We start from the raw sequence: 15,697 nt of genomic DNA, 5'->3' as shown, positions 1-15,697 counted from the left end.
TAAATTATGTGAAATATTTCACATTTTCTTTATGATCTTATTATACTATGTAAATATCATTTGTGATCCTTTTCACATATATATTCACAAATTGTTCATGAATATCTAGTCGAGGTAAACTTTTCCCTTGCTATTTCCGTCTAAGTTATTTCAGACAGTAAAAAGGGGTTACATTTTGTATGAAAACATTATTTCATTTTGCTTATTTACAGGCTATTTCATGTCTATTCCCCGTCATGATCTTTACAGCGCTTGCCCTATCAAAGATCGTGTCTATTCCTTTTCTTCCTCGATATGATGTTATTCTTCTGCTTTGCCTTATCGCACAGCTCCTCATGCTGATGCTGCGGCTTGAGACACTGATAGAACTGAGGGTCATTTGTCTCTTTCATGTGATTGGAATAGGCTTAGAAATCTACAAAGTACATATGGGTTCTTGGTCCTATCCTGAAGAGGCTTATACGAAAATTTTTGGGGTTCCGCTCTACAGCGGTTTTATGTATGCGAGCGTGGCAAGCTATATTTATCAGGCACTGACTCGCCTTCGCGTGAAGGTAAATGCGTGGCCTCACCCGTTTCTTTCAGTGGGGATCAGTTTATGTATTTATCTCAATTTCTTTACTCATCACTGGATTTATGATCTACGCTGGTGGCTGACATTACTCCTAGTGGTTGTGTTTCGAAAAACAACCGTGTCCTTTCAGGTCGGTTCATCGACCTTTCGTATGCCGCTTGTTATCTCGTTTTTGCTGATTGGCTTTTTTATTTGGGTGGCCGAAAATGTCACGACCTTTTTAGGAGCATGGCAATATCCAAATCAGCAGCATGCTTGGTCTCTCGTCCATCTTGGTAAAATCAGTTCATGGTTTTTACTTGTTGTCATCAGCATTGTACTGGTGATCGAACAGCGAAAACAAAAAAACGTTCAGCCCATTTGATCTGGCTGAACGCTTTTTTTAGTCCTGAGCGACTTCCTTACGAAGATCATCGGCGACAAATTCGACATTTGTTCCAATGATGATTTGTACGGAAGTTTTTCCTGACGTCAGTACCCCTTTGGCACCTGCTTTTTTCAATGTACCTTCATTTAATAAATTGGTATCTTCTACTGTTAAACGAAGACGGGTCGCACAATGGTCAATTGTGGTGATATTGTCTTTGCCGCCTAGTCCCTCTACGAGCATACTTGCTCCGGCAGTATGTGTATCATCCCCTGGGATATCTTCGATGTCATCATCTTCCCTGCCTGGTGTTTTTAGCTTTAACAATTTAATCAGGAAATAGAAAACAACAAAGTAAATCACGCCATAGATGACCCCAACCACAAGTAACAGAATGGGCTTTTGCGCAATTCCAAAACTTAAAACGTAATCAATCGCACCCGCTGAAAAAGCGAAACCGCTATGAATGCCTAAGGTGTTGACAATAAAGAGCGAAAGACCAGTTAATATCGCATGAACACCATATAAAAGTGGAGATAAAAACATAAATGAGAATTCAATTGGTTCTGTGATTCCTGTAATAAATGACGTCAGTGCCATTCCAATCATAAGACCGGCTGTTGCTTTTCGTTTTTCAGGCTTTGCGGTCACAACCATCGCGAGACATGCCGCTGGCAGCCCGAACATCATCACTGGGAAGAAACCAGTCATAAAGACACCTGCACTTGGATCACCTTTGAAGAACCGTGCTAAATCACCTGTCGCTCCGCTGAATTCACCGAATTGAAACCAAAATAGATTATTCAACACATGGTGAAGTCCTAATGGAATGAGCAAGCGGTTAAAGAAGCCAAACAGCCCGGCACCCGTTGCTCCAAGACTTAAAATCCACTCTCCCAAATCATTGATCACACTTTGAATTGGAGGCCATACATATCCAAAAACGGCTGCTAATAGAATGGTAAAAAGTGCTGTCATAATTGGCACAAGCCGTCTTCCACTAAAGAAACCTAGGTATTCCGGCAGTTTCGTGTCCTTAAATTTATTGTAAACGTAACCTGCCAAAAGTCCGCACAAAATACCACCCAATACCCCCATATTGTTGGTCGAATTGATCGACGTGGTACCAGCTGACAAAATAAAATAAGAGATCGCTCCAGATAACGCCGCTGCCCCGTTACCGTCCTTTGAAATACCAATCGCTACACCCATAGCAAAAATTAAAGCCAAATTCGCAAAAATTGCATTTCCTGCTGCATGAATAAACGGGATGTTGAATACATCTTCTCGCCCAATAGCCAAAATGATACCCGCTGCAGGAAGCACAGCGATTGGAAGCATAAATGATTTTCCTAACTTTTGAAAAAACTGAAACACCATCTTATTTCTCCCCCCTTCGTCATCATCATGAACAAATCTCTCATGATGTTCATAAAAAATATATCATATGCACATCTAGTTATCTATACCAATTTGTCCACATCTCACCCGAATCTCAGCCTTTACTCTTTTGGCGTAAAATGTGGTAAGCTATTGAATAGAATGAAGTTATAGAAAGCGGGAATGAACAGTGATTGTCAAACATGATCATGAGTTAGAAGCCTTAAAAAAAGTCGGCCGAATTGTCGCTTTGGCAAGAGAAGAAATGAAAAGCCAAGCGAAACCAGGCATGTCTACAAAAGAATTAGATTTGATTGGGAAAAAAATATTAGAAGAGCATGGAGCCAATTCAGCTCCTGAAAAAGAATATGATTTCCCCGGTACGACTTGCATCAGTGTCAATGATGAAGTCGCACATGGCATTCCAAGTGAAAAAACCATTTTACAAGAGGGCGACCTCATTAATATTGATATCTCAGCAGAGCTTGATGGATATTATTCCGATACTGGGATTTCATTCGTTTTAGGTACAGGAGATGCTCGTCTTGAAGCTTTATGCCAGTGTGCAGAGGATGCATTCCTTGAAGGATTAAAGCACGCGAAAGCCGGTAAAAGACAAAATCAAATTGGCCGTGCGGTCTACAATACAGCGAAAGAACAAGGATTTACCGTCATTAAGAACTTGACAGGACACGGTATTGGGAAAAGCCTGCATGAAGCACCTAACCATATTTTGAACTATTATGATCCATTCGATAATGCTTTGTTTAAGAATGGGACAGTCATCGCCTTTGAACCTTTTATTTCAACAAATGCTGAATCGATTTATCAAGCGGATGACGGCTGGACATTTAAAACACCTGATAAGAGCCTGGTCGCACAGATTGAACATACGATTGTGATCACAAAAGACGAACCGATTATTTTAACAAAGCTGTAAGCAAGCGGGTCCCTTCCTTCACTGGAGGGGATTTTTTCATGCCCGTTTCACGAATCTGTCACGACTAAACAAAAATGCCTGTGGTAAAATAGGCAAAGATATGCGAAAGGGGTCTTATTTGATATGTGGTTCATCATCATCGGTGTTATCTTCTTTATTGAAAGTATTATTTTAACGGTTGTAGGTATTAAGAAAAAACAATCCATGATGACCTACCTCGGTATTGTCATCATGATTATGACAGTCGGCATGATCATTGTTACCCTCAACCCGCCAAATTCATAAATAATTATTTCCAGCATATACATGGATCATAGGCAGATAGAATCAGTTTTCATTTCTAAACACCTGCACACTTTTCACGTCCTTTTTTGAGATGTTACAATGCAGGCAGTTTCCATTGAAAGGAGTTTTCTATCATGCATTATGGTAGCAAAGGCTGGTATGTCGAAGAATTAAAGAAGCTTGGTGTGACCAAGCATGAAGGAAGAAAGCTTCAAAGCTTTAAAACTTATTTCCTTGCAAATCTTCTTGAGCAAAAGAAAACGAGCTCTTAAATGTTGAAAAGCCGTACATCCATATCAGATGTACGGCTTTTTTATATGGGCTGAACACGTTTTTCTAAAGACTTCCTGACCACATCTGCTAAGGCATCTACTTCAAGAACTGCTTTCAGCCTGTTTTGATCTACTTGACGGTATTTAACTTCATTGACTTCGTGGACAGTGATGGGATGGGGCGCTTTTTCGACTAACACAAGAGCTTCATCAGGAGAGACCATTCCTTCTTTCAGCACACGCAAATAAAAACCGGTATATCCCGTTTGCTGCACTTCCTTCACAAGCTTCATGTTTCCATGCTTAAGAGAGAGCTTCACACACGGCTGTCTTGGCTGACTGACCTCAACAATCGCTTCCCCAAACTGAAATACATCTCCAATACGGACTTCTGTCTCTACAAGCTGATGCACGGTCACGTTCTCACCGAAAGCTGCCTCCTGTAACGACACTCCTAAAAATTGCTCAAAATAAGTATAGTGATCATATGGAAAGACGCAAATGGCTTTATCATCACCTCCGTGATGGACCAAATCACCCTGGCCATCTCCATCAAAATTGAGCTTACTCAAATAAACAGGCTCGTGAATACGCTTTTTGTTGATGGCTGTTTTGATTTCTTTACCATTCACATAGGTGGTGATAGGTTGTCCTACTTGAATTCCTTCGATGTCGTACCTTGTCTGCCCCACTCTCGCCATCTCCTTTGATTGTCTGATTGCCTTTTATTTTACATGGTTTGACAGTCAAATCATAGTCGGTACGTGAAGGAACGAGGCAGGTTATGGTACGATGAGAAAAAAGGAGAGATGACATTGGTTCATTATCACGCTATTGTAAAAGGACGAGTGCAAGGAGTCGGTTTTCGATATTTTGTTCAAGGAGAGGCCGTCAATCGAGGGATAAAAGGCTGGGTACGCAACACAGATGAGGGTCACGTGGAGTTAAAAGTAGAAGGAGAGCAGCAGGAGGTTTTTGACTTTTTAGAGACCGTCCGTAAAGGCAGTCCTTTTTCAAAAGTCAAACATTTGGACATGGAGCCGCTCGCCGAGTTCGCTCATTATCAAGACTTTCGGATCAGAGGATAGTTGATATGTGTCCTTTATTTCACAACAGTAAATGGGTTTGCAACATAATAACCAATCAAGGTTGTACGTGAAGCATCTTTGTAGAGACTCACATGAACATCATAGTTGGCTGATCCACTGTTAGGAAATAATAAACGAGTAGGTGCTGCGAAAGCGTTTTGTCCAGAGATAGACCCTTCGTGTGTAAAGACTGGTGTCACTGGGAAAGTAAGTTTTCGAATAGCAGCTGTATAATAAAGTGTTTCATTTGTTGTTGCGGTCATGTTGACGTTGACCTGAGGATGAAGCGAAGTATAAGTTGAACGATCGGTTGTCACCTTTAAATCAATGACATTCTGAACCATTGTTCCAGTAGTTGCTTTAGCTCTCTCATCACCTAGCGGTAGAAATCCGTTGAAACCGAATACAGCCAAAAATATGAGCAACGTCATTTTTTTCATCTATATTCCCCCTTTTTGATTCCACCGACATTAAACCATCATTTTCCAAATCAAACAACATTCAAAAGACTCATTTCATACAAAAAAACCTAGCTTTTCGCTAGGCTCTTTCCGTCCCGTGGTAGGGTTTTTCCTGATAAAAATAATTCGGTTTCACGATCGTATTGTCATAGTGACGATGGAAGATATGCGTAGCAGCTGGTGATACTGGCGGAATCAGCCATGTCCAATCACCAGTCAGCTTACGGTCAGCCTTTTCTTCCTGTTTTTCAAATTGTTTGAACTGATGGGCAGCTGTATGATGATCCACAATGGTCACCCCTGCTTCCCGGTAAGAATGAAGAACCGCCACATTCAACTCGACAATGGCTTTGTCCTTCCAAAGTGACGCATTCTTTGTCGTGTCCAGTCCTAAAATAGAAGCGACTTTCTTCAGCATATTGTAGCGGTTTTCGTCAGCTAGATTTCGTGCGCCAATTTCTGTTCCCATATACCATCCATTAAACGGTGCCGCATTGTAATGAATGCCACCAATTTCTAATTTCATATCAGCAATAATCGGAACAGCATACCATTTCAGTCCTAAATCACCGAACCCATCATATTCAGGATGAGTGATCTCTACCTCTTGAACGATCTCTTTCGGAAGATCATACAGAACCGGCGGCTGATCTTTTAGCTGAAACATAAGTGGCAGAAGGTCAAAATGCGTGCCTTCGCCTTTCCAGCCATGCGCTTCACACAACTTGGTTAATTCAAGTGATGCCTCGTCCCCAATGATGCCATATTCCGACTCATATCCCGCATAACGAACGAGTTGATGATTATAAATAACGACTTCCTTCCGTCCCTTATTCTCTGGTGGGAAGATGGTAATGGACGGTTTGATTTTACCCCCATTTGTCGCATACTCAATATGATGAAAGAGTGCCTCTTTCACCTCATCTTCTGTTGTCACGTGCCGGCAGTCATGCACATGCAGTGTTGACCAAAACAAGCGCCCAATGCACCGGTTGCTGTTGCGCCATGCCATTTTTGCCCCGTGAGCTAATTCTTCCTGCGTATGAGTATACATACCGTCAGACTCAATTTCTTTTTTTATTTCATGCAGACGTGCTGCTTTTTCTTCATTTGACTTGCCTAATTCTTCATAGCATACAGAAATAAAAGCTTCTGCTTCATTCCACAACGCTTCTTGGTTACTCAAACATACTCGCCTCACTTTAATACGAATATATCCATTGTAGCGGTTTCTATTGATAAATTCACTTGTTTCAAACCATTTTTGATCATATCGTGCGACGATTGTCCTTAGACAATGGATGAATCAATGACTTCAAGGGTCTTTTGGAGCCAGCGAACATACCCTTTTTCCCTTTCAATTGCTCTTGTCAGCACTAAATAATGCCCGAATTGTGTTGAATGCAGTGATTGGGCAGATGGATCTTCTTCTGTTAAAACGTTCAGTTTCTGTTCAAGCATCTCTACTTTCTTTGTTCGCTCCAGCAGCTGATGTGAGAAGAGATCGGCCGCTTCTTTTTGATCCATAGATGAGATAAAGAACGTTTTTAACATAAATTCATCTTTTGTTGTGTCTGGAATCGGGCCTTTTTTCCTTAACCACTCATGCAGTTCTCTTTTTCCTGCATCAGTGATTTGATAAACCTTCTTCTCCAGCTTCTTTCCTTGTATGTGAATATCAAATTCAATAAAACCCTCTTCTGTTAGCCGCTTTAATTCAGGGTATATTTGACTATGCTTCGCACTCCAAAACTGTCCAAGGGAATCTTCAAAGTCTTTCTTCATATCGTATCCCGTCAGCTCACGCTGATCTAGTAAGCCAAGAATGGCATATTTCAGTACTCTCATGACATGCCTCCAACGCATATTATTTGACAATAGTATACCATACACCCTAAAATAAACATGTAAATCATGACATGTTTGAAACAACATCATTTTAATTGAAAGAAGGAATAAACATGGATCAATTCGTTGGACTTCATATGATTTATACGTATGAAAATGGCTGGGAATATGAGATTTACATTAAAAATGATCACACCATTGATTACCGCATTCATAGCGGAATGGTTGGAGGCCGCTGGGTTCGTGATCAAGAAGTGAATATTGTGAAACTGACAAAAGGGGTATACAAAGTTTCCTGGACGGAACCGACTGGGACAGACGTGTCTTTAAACTTTATGCCTGAGGAAAAACGCATGCATGGCGTCATTTTCTTCCCAAAATGGGTGCATGAACGTCCAGATATCACCGTTTGCTATCAAAATGACTATATCGACCTCATGAAAGAATCCCGTGAAAAATATGAAACCTATCCGAAGTATGTCGTACCAGAATTCGCAGACATTACGTACATCCACCATGCTGGGGTAAACGATGAAACGATTATCGCAGAAGCACCGTATGAAGGCATGACCGATGAGATCAGAGCTGGACGAAAATAGAAAAAGCGGCACGCACTGTGCCGCTTCTAGGGTGGTTGACAAAGGACTAAAATGAACTTGATTTTAGTCCTTTTTATTTATACCTAACGTCTTTTGAGATAACAAGAATCGGTAAACTGGTAGTTCATCGCCTACTTTTGATGCAATAAAACCTGATGACATATAGCTGTCTTTTGATTCTGGTTCAAGGGCAAGTGACAACAAATTGGTCTCTGGCTGTGCAGTCACATATACCTTTGTTCCTTTTGGCAGTTGACGTTTCTTTTCAACGAGTCTCGTTTCAAGCTGAATATCTGTTTTGCTTGTTTCCACTCGTTTTGTCACCTGATAGGCTTGAACTGGCACTTTCATGCCAACTGGCAAAGTCACACTTTTCAGTCCTAAAGTTCTAAGTTTTCGATCTACCCCTTCATGTCCAGGGAGAATGAGATAAGCTGTTGGCCGTTCTCTTGTCAATACAGGAACCGCATCACTTGCACTATGAAAACGCACTGGGACATTGGTGGTTTGTCCTTTCTCAATATCCACCATTTCAAGTGAATCGTTCACAGGCGCCTTGAAAGCATCTTGAATGACTACTTGATCATCATCGTTTGATTGAAGACCTTTTTTCACAAGTTTCAGCCGCTCCGTCACCATTTGTTGCTTCACCTGCTTAGCATGCTTCACTGTTGTCTCAATGATTTTTTCATGAGTGGTGACTTGTGCTGCCACACGCCGAGTAAAGTCCTCTCTACCAATTCCAATCCCCCTACTTTCTACAAGAAATGATAAAGCTGGTGAAAGCGCCAGGGCATTTCGGCCAATTCGTGCATCGGTTCCGCCTTCATAAAGGTCGATCTTTCCGTCCTTCCCTCTTGTGTTTGTATAATATAAATCGTTGGAAAATCCTTTATTCGTCAATGTTTCACGTACTCCGTTGACGTACAATTCATTTGACGTGAAACGAATGCTTTCAGGAATGTTCAAATTCTTACCGGATAATATCAGCAAATCGTGATACTTGAGAGCACCTGATGCACCGATATCTTCAAACTGCTTTTGACCGACATCATATTCATGGGCATCAATGACGACCTCTGGCGCATAGCGATTAAATTCTTGATGAAGGGCTGTCAGCTCTGGAGATTCTAGTGTCATGTGGTCACGGTTGCCATCCATTCCGTTTGCAAGCCTGCGGTCAAATGCATAAGAACCATCTGGGTTGATTCTTGGGACAATGATGACGTTGACATGGCTCAGTATGCGCTCTCCTTCATCACCTGCTAGTCGTTTGGCGATGACAAGGGCAGATTCACCGGAGGCTGGTTCATTTCCATGTATTTGTGCTTGAAGCCAGATCGTTGGCTTTTTTGACAGTGGAGAGATGTGACGATCCTTTGTAAAATAGAGGGCTGGAATGGACCTGCCTTCAATGGATGTTCCAATCTGTTTCTGCGTGGCGTAAGGACTTTTACTGACAATGTCACGTAAAAAATCTTGAAGCTCTTCTTGTGTGGTAAATGCTTTTCCTTTTTTCTGAAAAGCAGGGGTATCAAACGTTTCGTCAGGCTCAGGATACAGTTTTTGAACCGAGGCTGGCTGCTCATAGCTTTTTCCATAATAAGGGGTCTCTGCATTCGCTGAAGCTGGGGTCACCATCGACAAACTTCCTGCCATGAGGCATACAGCAGCAAAAAGAATGGTACTTTTCTGTTTGGACATGCTATCCTCTCCCTTCGTTGATTTGCATTATAAAGAAAAAAACAGCAAAAGTGTCAGCATTTTTCAAAAATATATCTTTTGGAGGAATCATGTATGGCTTTATATAGGGCAAATGAATGGAGCTTGCCCTGCAATAGGACCTAAAAAAGAGCGCCTGCATGAGCAGCAGACACTCTTCTCATTACCAGATCGAAATGGCCCCAATGAGAACCGCCATCACTGTCATGGCGACGACTGCAAGAACCGCCCATTTCATGCCAAATTTCTGATGCTGATCTAGTGATACCCCAACGAGTCCAACAAGTAAATGAGTCGATGGAACAAGTGGGCTTAACATGTGAATCGGCTGACCAATGATAGATGCTCTCGCAATCTCAATTTTATCGACACCGTATGCTGCCGCTGTTTCTGATAGGATCGGCAGTACCCCATAAAAGTATGCATCATTCGGCATAAAGAAAGTGAAGATCCCGCTTGTTAGCGCGACAATGACTGGAATAAACCCGCCAAGCTGCTCTGGAATAGCTGAAACAATCGAAATCGCCATTTCATCAACCATTTTCGTCCCAGTTAAGATGCCTGTAAAAACACCTGCCGCAAAAATCATCGAAGCAATCGCCAAAACATTTGTTGAATGAGCCGCAATCCGCTCACGCTGCTGCTCTAAATTCGGATAGTTCACGATAATGGCAACACAGAAGGCAAGAACAAACAGAACCGTTAAGCTTACTTTTCCTGACACAAGCAAGAGAACCAATAGCAAAGTCAGTGTCAGGTTAAACCACCAAAGTTTCGGTCGCTTAATATCATCTTGCAGAGCCGCTGCCATTTCATTGGCATGAATCGGCTGTTCGAGCTCAATAACACCAAGACGTTTTCTTTCAGACTTCCCAAGAAAGTATGCCACCACAATCATGCTCAAAACCCCTGCGCCAATGACTGGAATCATCGGGCCAAATAAAAGTGATGGATCAACGCCAAGTGCACTTGCCGCTCTAGGTGTTGCCCCTCCCCATGGAATCGTATTCATAATCCCCATGCCGACTCCGGCGATACCCGCTAAAATAATCGGACGAATGCCAAGCAGTGTAAATAACGGAAGCATGGCTGTTGTTGTAATCATGTACGTTGTGGTTCCATCACCGTCAAGTGCGACAAGCATCGTCAGGACAGCTGTTCCGACAACAATTTTTAATGGATCGCCTTTGACGATGTTTAAAATTTTTGCCACCATCGGATCAAATAAACCTGCATCAATCATAATCCCGAAGTACAAAATGGCAAACATGATCATGACCGCCGTTGGTGCAACTTGCTGTACACCTTTGACAATCATGTCTGAAATTTCTGTAAAATGAAAACCTGCAATAAGAGCAAATGCAATCGGTGTTAATACCAATGCCGTTAGAACAGACATACGTTTCGTCATAATTAAAACCATAAATACAACCATCATAAGAAATCCTAAGATCGCTAACATTTTGTTCACCCCTTATGTTGTATACGCTTTCATTAAATGTTGGTATCCCATTTCCAACCCTTTCTGTCATGATATCTGACGCCTGAATTGAAGTAAATATTATGAATTTTAATTCTTTTTTGGTCGATAAATGCTTTTTGTTCATTTTGTGCAATTGTTGTTCTTTGTTGCTTCCATGAAAAAAAGCGGTCTCATTTGACCGCTTGTTCTCCTTGTATAAATTGCTCATATCGCCTTAATTGATCTTCCATAAAGACCTTTGCTTCTTTATTGTTCATATAACGGCTTGTCCAGCCTTTTTGTTTTAACTGATTTTTCCATGACTTCGTTTGCGTCATTTTTTGAAGAAGCTGATCCCATGCTCGAATGTCGTGCTGATTCATTTGCTTTGGTCCCATCACACCACGCCAATGAGAGAAAATGAGCGGAATCCCCTGTTCTTTCCAAGTGGGCACGTCTTTGAATCCTTCTAAACGCTGATTCGTTGTGGTCGCAACAAGCTTCAGCCTTTTCTTTTCATAATCATGACGAACCTCTGTAATGGTCGTGGTTGCCGCATCTACCTCATGGTCAATGAGCGCTTGGAATAAATCATCTGCACTATCAAATTTTAAAAACTGAATGCGGTACGGATCAATTCCTGCCATTTCGGCAGCCCGTGCGAATGAGATTTGATCATCATTTCCAAAGTCCGGGGCAAACCCAATTTTTAAGGAATCTGGTTTCTTTTTTAATGCGTGTAATAGCTCCTTTCCATCTGAGAAAGGAGAATCAACTGGCACTGCGACTACCTGCCACTCTTCCGCAAGAATAGCGAGCGGGGTGACATCATTCATGGTCACGTTACTGCTGCCCAGCAAATTACGGCTTAATAATAAGCTTGAATTTAAACTAATATAATTGGCATCTCGCTCCATCATATAGGTCCATCCTTTATCAACCGTTCCGCCTCTTTGATAAAGAATATGCACAGGCTCCTTCACCAGCTTTTCTTGTTCTAGTACGGTTTTCATCACTTGAGCTGTTTGGTCAAATCCGCCATCAGGTACACCTGATACCACAATATATAATGGGCTGTGCTTCAGGAAAGAATCTTTTGCTGTTTTTTCATTAAAGGTGAGCGTTGTACAAAGGCAGACCAAAATGAGTAAGAGTATTCCTTTTTTCATTTTTATGACTCCGTTTGTTTTTTGGCGGGATAATATTTTCGTTCTGGTCTACCAATGATTCCATACGCCAGCTCTGCCCGGCATTCTCCCGTTGTCACAAGATACTCTACGTATCGTCTTGCTGTTGTGCGTGATGCGCCCATTTTTTCTCCGAGTTCTTCCGCTGTAATTCCGTTCATCTCTGCTGCCATGAATGTTTTCACCTTGTCCAAAGTCAATGAATTAATGCCTGTTGGCAAGTCTCGCTCATCCTTTTGCTGCGATTCTTCCTGTATTTGACCAAAAAACAGATCAATCATCGTTTGATTGACTTCATCTTTTGAATTGATTAACTCTCTCTTCTCTTTATATTCGGTTAAAACCTGCGTGAATTTTTGTGCGGTCACTGGTTTGATTAAATAATGAACGACTCCATAATGCAGTGCGTCTCTTAACAGCATCGTTTCCGTTGCAGCCGTGATAATGATCACATCCACTTCAGGATGGCGCTCTCTTAACAGCGGCAAAAGGTTCGTGCCGAGCTCATCAGGCATGTAGACATCAAGTAAAATGAGATCCACTTGTTCTTTTTGAAGTGCCTCCCACAGATCCTTTGCACTCTTTGCCTTGCCGGCCACTTGAAAGCCTTGTACCTTTTGTATATAAGATTCATGAATCGCAGCGATTCGAAAATCATCTTCCGCAATGAGTACCTTTATCACAACCTATTCCCCCTTTGTGCCTTTCGGTATGTAAACAGTGAAGATGGCACCGCCTTCTTTTTGGTTCGCAACTTCAATCCAGCCCCCAAGTTCATCTAGCACTTCTTTGACATTGGCAAGTCCATAACCTCGCCCTTCTCCCTTTGATGAATGTCCTCTTGTGAAAAGTTGTGAAATGGCTCCTTCATCTACACCGTCCCCTGAATCAGATACCTCTATGATAATATCAAATCCAATATCTGTGATGAACAAGCTGACTTCTCTTTTCTCTTTATTCAATACAGCCTCAAACGCATTGTCTACGAGATTGCCAATGATGGTAATAAAGTGAGATAAACTTAAATGGGCTGGGAGCGGCTCCAATGAACTATTTTCATCAATGTGAAAATGAACCTTTTTCTCAGATGCCTTTCCTAACTTCCCAAGTAAAATGGCTTGAATCTTCGGAGAGCGAATTTGCTTCATGAGTAAGTCATGCTGGCGATTTTGAAGTGTATACTCTTCTTTAATTAACTCAATGGCTTCATCCACTTGTTTCAACTCAAGCAAGCCTAAAATAGCGTACAGCTTATTCGAAAATTCATGTGTTTGTGCTCTAAGGTCTTCTGAATATTGACTGACCTCTGTCAATGTATCCAACAGCTTTGTCAGCTCGGTTTTCTCCCTGAAGCTCACAATTCCTCCAAATACTCGATTGTCCTGCACCACTTTTTTGACATTTAGCACGAAGGTTTTATCATTGACGACTGATTCTATGTTAGGTTCAATCATCTCTACCTTTAGATAGGAAAGAAGATTGGCATTTGGCAACACTTGATCAATATGAAGAGGCAGCGTTGAAGAGACGCGCAGCATCTGTTCAGCTGACGTATTCATCATCGTAATGACACCTTTACGGTCAAATGCAATGATTCCCTCTTTAATCGCATGCAGCATCGCTTCTCTTTCTCGATATAATGAAGCAATTTCATGCGGTTCAAGCCCTAATATATCTTTTCGAATACTCCTTGTTAAAAAAATCGCTCCAAAAACCCCAGGCAGCAAAACAAGAAGGGCAATATAACTTAATTTGAAGAGTTGATGAGCTGTCGCTTGATCGATATCTCTTTTTAAAAATTCGACACTGACTGTCCCAATAATCTCTTCATAACTGCCAGTTTCTTTCATGATCGGAGCACTTCCTCTGACAACGGTTTCACCATCAGAATCACCCGTTGATATGGAAGTTCCTCCAAATAGCAGTGTACTTCTTCCTTCCGACACACTGATGGTTTTTCCTACATCCTCATGATTCGTATGAAAAAGAACCTTTCCTTTTTGATTGGTGATAAAAATGGCATGCGCTCTTACTTGCTCTTTCATTTGCTCAAGCACAGCCTGTTCTTCATTTTGCGAATCTCCCGTGGCCACCGATGTTTTAATAGGCGGCATATAAGATATCGTTCTAGCAGTTTGCACCGCCAGCTGTTCAGCTTGGCTCTGCCTTTCTGATGTCTGCAAAAAACCAAAACAAATGGTCAATAAGGCAATAACAACAAGTAAAAGACCAATAATTAATCCCAAAATTTTTGTTTGTAAAGTGACTTTCCTTTTGCCCATCCTCACCGCCACAACCCCTAATTCAGTAGATTCACCCGAATAGACTCTAAGAAAATCATATCATTTTTTCTCATGAAGTTAAGAGAAAATTCACACAGACAAAAAAGGATGACTCAGTATTGAGTCATCCCTGTGTGCCTATTACGTGATGGATAAACCAGCACTTGCATAGCCTGCTACAGTATTCACTAAGGAAAGACCAGTAGCTGTTGCCGAGAATACGACAAGCAATCTTGTTTCTGGTGTGACTGGTACATTTAAAGCAGTAGCGATGCCGTTTGTAATAGCCCCTAGCGTTAAAATCCCGGTTAACGCTGGAGCCAATGTGACGCTCGCTACTTGAGTGAAGCTGTTATTTGGTGTCGGTGAAGCAAACAGACTAGCAGTTACAGTAATACTCGTGCCAACTAAAGAAAGGGCTGCTGTCGTGCTAAAATAGCCGGCAAATGAAGTAATGGTTCCTGCTCTTGGAACGGAGAATGCCATGTTTAACAATGTTCCTGCTGCTCCGGTTAAATCAATGATTCCTCCTACAATACTGACACCTGTCGCCGAGTTACCGAATCCGACCAAGCTAGATGTTCCAACTAGACCGCCTGCGATTGTGGTTAAAACAGCTGGCGTACCAGATGCAAATGGAATAATCGCACTTGATCCTGTCGCACCTGTAGCCCCTGTTGCACCGGTTGCTCCCGTGGCACCTGTTCCTGTAGCCCCTGTTGCACCCGTATCTCCTGTTACACCTGTGGCTCCGGTTACTCCGGTCGCTCCCGTCTCTCCCGTTACACCTGTAGCTCCGGTTACTCCAGTGGCTCCTGTGGCTCCGGTTACTCCGGTCGCTCCCGTCTCTCCCGTTGCACCCGTGGCTCCGGTTACTCCGGTCGCTCCTGTATCTCCCGTGGCGCCTGTCACACCTGCGGCTGCCAATAACGTATAATCTGGAGACGTATCTGGTGTGCCGGTTGGTGGTGCTGTATTTACGACATAAGTTCCACCTTCATATGTCACCACTTGACCTACTGGATAGGTTGGAGCTGTTGCTGGGTCAAATGCCAAAATACCAGCTAACCCTACTCCGGTTGCTCCCGTATCTCCCGTTGCACCTGTGGCTCCGGTTACTCCGGTCGCTCCTGTATCTCCCGTTGCACCCGTGGCTCCGGTTACTCCGGTCGCTCCTGTATCTCCCGTTGCGCCTGTCACACCTGCGGCTGCCAATAACGTATAATCTGG

Annotated in this window: 17 protein-coding genes; 6 read left to right on the top strand and 11 right to left on the bottom strand. The window is 42.3% G+C overall.

What is annotated here, in order from left to right; translation table 11 throughout:
* Positions 1 to 179: 179 nt before the first annotated feature.
* Entirely contained in the window at positions 180 to 938 is a 759-nt protein-coding gene (locus tag M2369_RS16240) for a DUF817 domain-containing protein (RefSeq protein WP_041506611.1), read from the top strand.
* Positions 939 to 956: 18 nt separating this feature from the next.
* On the opposite strand, the gene nagE is transcribed toward M2369_RS16240, so the two are convergent.
* A complete protein-coding gene (gene nagE / locus M2369_RS16235) occupies positions 957 to 2,321 on the bottom strand; it encodes an N-acetylglucosamine-specific PTS transporter subunit IIBC (RefSeq protein WP_041506612.1) in 1,365 nt (454 codons plus the stop codon).
* Between the two features lie 190 nt (positions 2,322 to 2,511).
* On the opposite strand from nagE, the gene map reads away from it, so the two are divergent.
* The 3 genes from map to M2369_RS16220 all read left to right on the top strand — a co-directional run bounded on the left by map (position 2,512) and on the right by M2369_RS16220 (position 3,818).
* Positions 2,512 to 3,261, top strand: a complete 750-nt coding sequence (gene map, locus M2369_RS16230) for a type I methionyl aminopeptidase (RefSeq protein ID WP_008341769.1) — start codon at positions 2,512 to 2,514, stop codon at positions 3,259 to 3,261.
* 123 nt (positions 3,262 to 3,384) lie between these two features.
* Positions 3,385 to 3,546, top strand: coding sequence for a hypothetical protein (locus tag M2369_RS16225; RefSeq protein ID WP_008341770.1), 162 nt, complete (start codon positions 3,385 to 3,387; stop codon positions 3,544 to 3,546).
* 134 nt (positions 3,547 to 3,680) lie between these two features.
* Positions 3,681 to 3,818: a YflJ family protein gene (locus M2369_RS16220; RefSeq protein WP_008341771.1), complete on the top strand. Its 138-nt coding sequence runs from the start codon at positions 3,681 to 3,683 to the stop codon at positions 3,816 to 3,818.
* 41 nt (positions 3,819 to 3,859) lie between these two features.
* Here M2369_RS16220 and M2369_RS16215 read toward each other — a convergent pair whose 3' ends face one another.
* On the bottom strand, positions 3,860 to 4,510 hold the full coding sequence (locus M2369_RS16215; RefSeq protein WP_045034466.1) for an MOSC domain-containing protein: 651 nt from the start codon (positions 4,508 to 4,510) through the stop codon (positions 3,860 to 3,862).
* Between the two features lie 123 nt (positions 4,511 to 4,633).
* Here M2369_RS16215 and M2369_RS16210 point away from each other — a divergent pair, with 123 nt between their 5' ends.
* Positions 4,634 to 4,906, top strand: coding sequence for an acylphosphatase (locus M2369_RS16210; RefSeq protein ID WP_058336534.1), 273 nt, complete (start codon positions 4,634 to 4,636; stop codon positions 4,904 to 4,906).
* 14 nt (positions 4,907 to 4,920) lie between these two features.
* Here M2369_RS16210 and M2369_RS16205 read toward each other — a convergent pair whose 3' ends face one another.
* The 3 genes from M2369_RS16205 to M2369_RS16195 all read right to left on the bottom strand — a co-directional run bounded on the left by M2369_RS16205 (position 4,921) and on the right by M2369_RS16195 (position 7,215).
* A complete protein-coding gene (locus tag M2369_RS16205) occupies positions 4,921 to 5,346 on the bottom strand; it encodes a hypothetical protein (protein ID WP_058336535.1) in 426 nt (141 codons plus the stop codon).
* Between the two features lie 100 nt (positions 5,347 to 5,446).
* Positions 5,447 to 6,553 (bottom strand): nitric oxide synthase oxygenase, encoded by a 1,107-nt coding sequence (locus M2369_RS16200; protein WP_024719345.1) that lies wholly within the window; start codon positions 6,551 to 6,553, stop codon positions 5,447 to 5,449.
* A 104-nt stretch (positions 6,554 to 6,657) separates the two neighbouring features.
* The gene (locus tag M2369_RS16195) at positions 6,658 to 7,215 is read right to left on the bottom strand and encodes a PadR family transcriptional regulator (protein ID WP_259254968.1); all 558 of its coding nucleotides are present in this window, start codon (positions 7,213 to 7,215) and stop codon (positions 6,658 to 6,660) included.
* Positions 7,216 to 7,328: 113 nt separating this feature from the next.
* Between M2369_RS16195 and M2369_RS16190 the strand changes: the two genes are divergently transcribed.
* Entirely contained in the window at positions 7,329 to 7,814 is a 486-nt protein-coding gene (locus M2369_RS16190; protein ID WP_008341777.1) for a phenolic acid decarboxylase, read from the top strand.
* A 63-nt stretch (positions 7,815 to 7,877) separates the two neighbouring features.
* On the opposite strand, the gene M2369_RS16185 is transcribed toward M2369_RS16190, so the two are convergent.
* The 6 genes from M2369_RS16185 to M2369_RS16160 all read right to left on the bottom strand — a co-directional run.
* Positions 7,878 to 9,518, bottom strand: a complete 1,641-nt coding sequence (locus M2369_RS16185; RefSeq protein WP_259254961.1) for a M14 family metallopeptidase — start codon at positions 9,516 to 9,518, stop codon at positions 7,878 to 7,880.
* A gap of 181 nt (positions 9,519 to 9,699) precedes the next feature.
* Positions 9,700 to 10,998, bottom strand: a complete 1,299-nt coding sequence (gene citM / locus M2369_RS16180; protein WP_024719341.1) for an Mg(2+)/citrate complex secondary transporter CitM — start codon at positions 10,996 to 10,998, stop codon at positions 9,700 to 9,702.
* 191 nt (positions 10,999 to 11,189) lie between these two features.
* Positions 11,190 to 12,167, bottom strand: coding sequence for a tripartite tricarboxylate transporter substrate-binding protein (locus M2369_RS16175; RefSeq protein ID WP_259254957.1), 978 nt, complete (start codon positions 12,165 to 12,167; stop codon positions 11,190 to 11,192).
* Positions 12,168 to 12,169: 2 nt separating this feature from the next.
* Positions 12,170 to 12,868 (bottom strand): response regulator, encoded by a 699-nt coding sequence (locus M2369_RS16170; RefSeq protein ID WP_041506621.1) that lies wholly within the window; start codon positions 12,866 to 12,868, stop codon positions 12,170 to 12,172.
* Positions 12,869 to 12,871: 3 nt separating this feature from the next.
* Positions 12,872 to 14,467 (bottom strand): sensor histidine kinase, encoded by a 1,596-nt coding sequence (locus M2369_RS16165; protein WP_159145494.1) that lies wholly within the window; start codon positions 14,465 to 14,467, stop codon positions 12,872 to 12,874.
* 141 nt (positions 14,468 to 14,608) lie between these two features.
* Positions 14,609 to 15,697 (bottom strand): exosporium glycoprotein BclB-related protein (locus M2369_RS16160; RefSeq protein ID WP_310504000.1); only part of this gene is annotated, 1,089 nt, incomplete at its 5' end.

This window comes from Bacillus sp. JUb11 (assembly GCF_024807925.1).
Lineage (GTDB): Bacteria > Bacillota > Bacilli > Bacillales > Bacillaceae > Bacillus > Bacillus altitudinis.
Note: the sequence above shows the minus strand (reverse complement) of the source record. Positions and strands in the feature narration are given on the sequence as shown.

What these genes read in the sequence shown, in the direction of transcription:
- M2369_RS16185 (WP_259254961.1), bottom strand. Translation starts at nt 9,518, where the DNA reads ATGTCCAAACAGAAAAGTACCATTCTTTTTGCTGCTGTATGCCTCATG.
- M2369_RS16165 (WP_159145494.1), bottom strand. Translation starts at nt 14,467, where the DNA reads ATGGGCAAAAGGAAAGTCACTTTACAAACAAAAATTTTGGGATTAATT.
- nagE (WP_041506612.1), bottom strand. Translation starts at nt 2,321, where the DNA reads ATGGTGTTTCAGTTTTTTCAAAAGTTAGGAAAATCATTTATGCTTCCA.
- M2369_RS16195 (WP_259254968.1), bottom strand. Translation starts at nt 7,215, where the DNA reads ATGAGAGTACTGAAATATGCCATTCTTGGCTTACTAGATCAGCGTGAG.
- M2369_RS16240 (WP_041506611.1), top strand. Translation starts at nt 180, where the DNA reads ATGAAAACATTATTTCATTTTGCTTATTTACAGGCTATTTCATGTCTA.
- M2369_RS16205 (WP_058336535.1), bottom strand. Translation starts at nt 5,346, where the DNA reads ATGAAAAAAATGACGTTGCTCATATTTTTGGCTGTATTCGGTTTCAAC.
- M2369_RS16225 (WP_008341770.1), top strand. Translation starts at nt 3,385, where the DNA reads ATGTGGTTCATCATCATCGGTGTTATCTTCTTTATTGAAAGTATTATT.
- M2369_RS16220 (WP_008341771.1), top strand. Translation starts at nt 3,681, where the DNA reads ATGCATTATGGTAGCAAAGGCTGGTATGTCGAAGAATTAAAGAAGCTT.
- M2369_RS16175 (WP_259254957.1), bottom strand. Translation starts at nt 12,167, where the DNA reads ATGAAAAAAGGAATACTCTTACTCATTTTGGTCTGCCTTTGTACAACG.
- M2369_RS16190 (WP_008341777.1), top strand. Translation starts at nt 7,329, where the DNA reads ATGGATCAATTCGTTGGACTTCATATGATTTATACGTATGAAAATGGC.
- citM (WP_024719341.1), bottom strand. Translation starts at nt 10,998, where the DNA reads ATGTTAGCGATCTTAGGATTTCTTATGATGGTTGTATTTATGGTTTTA.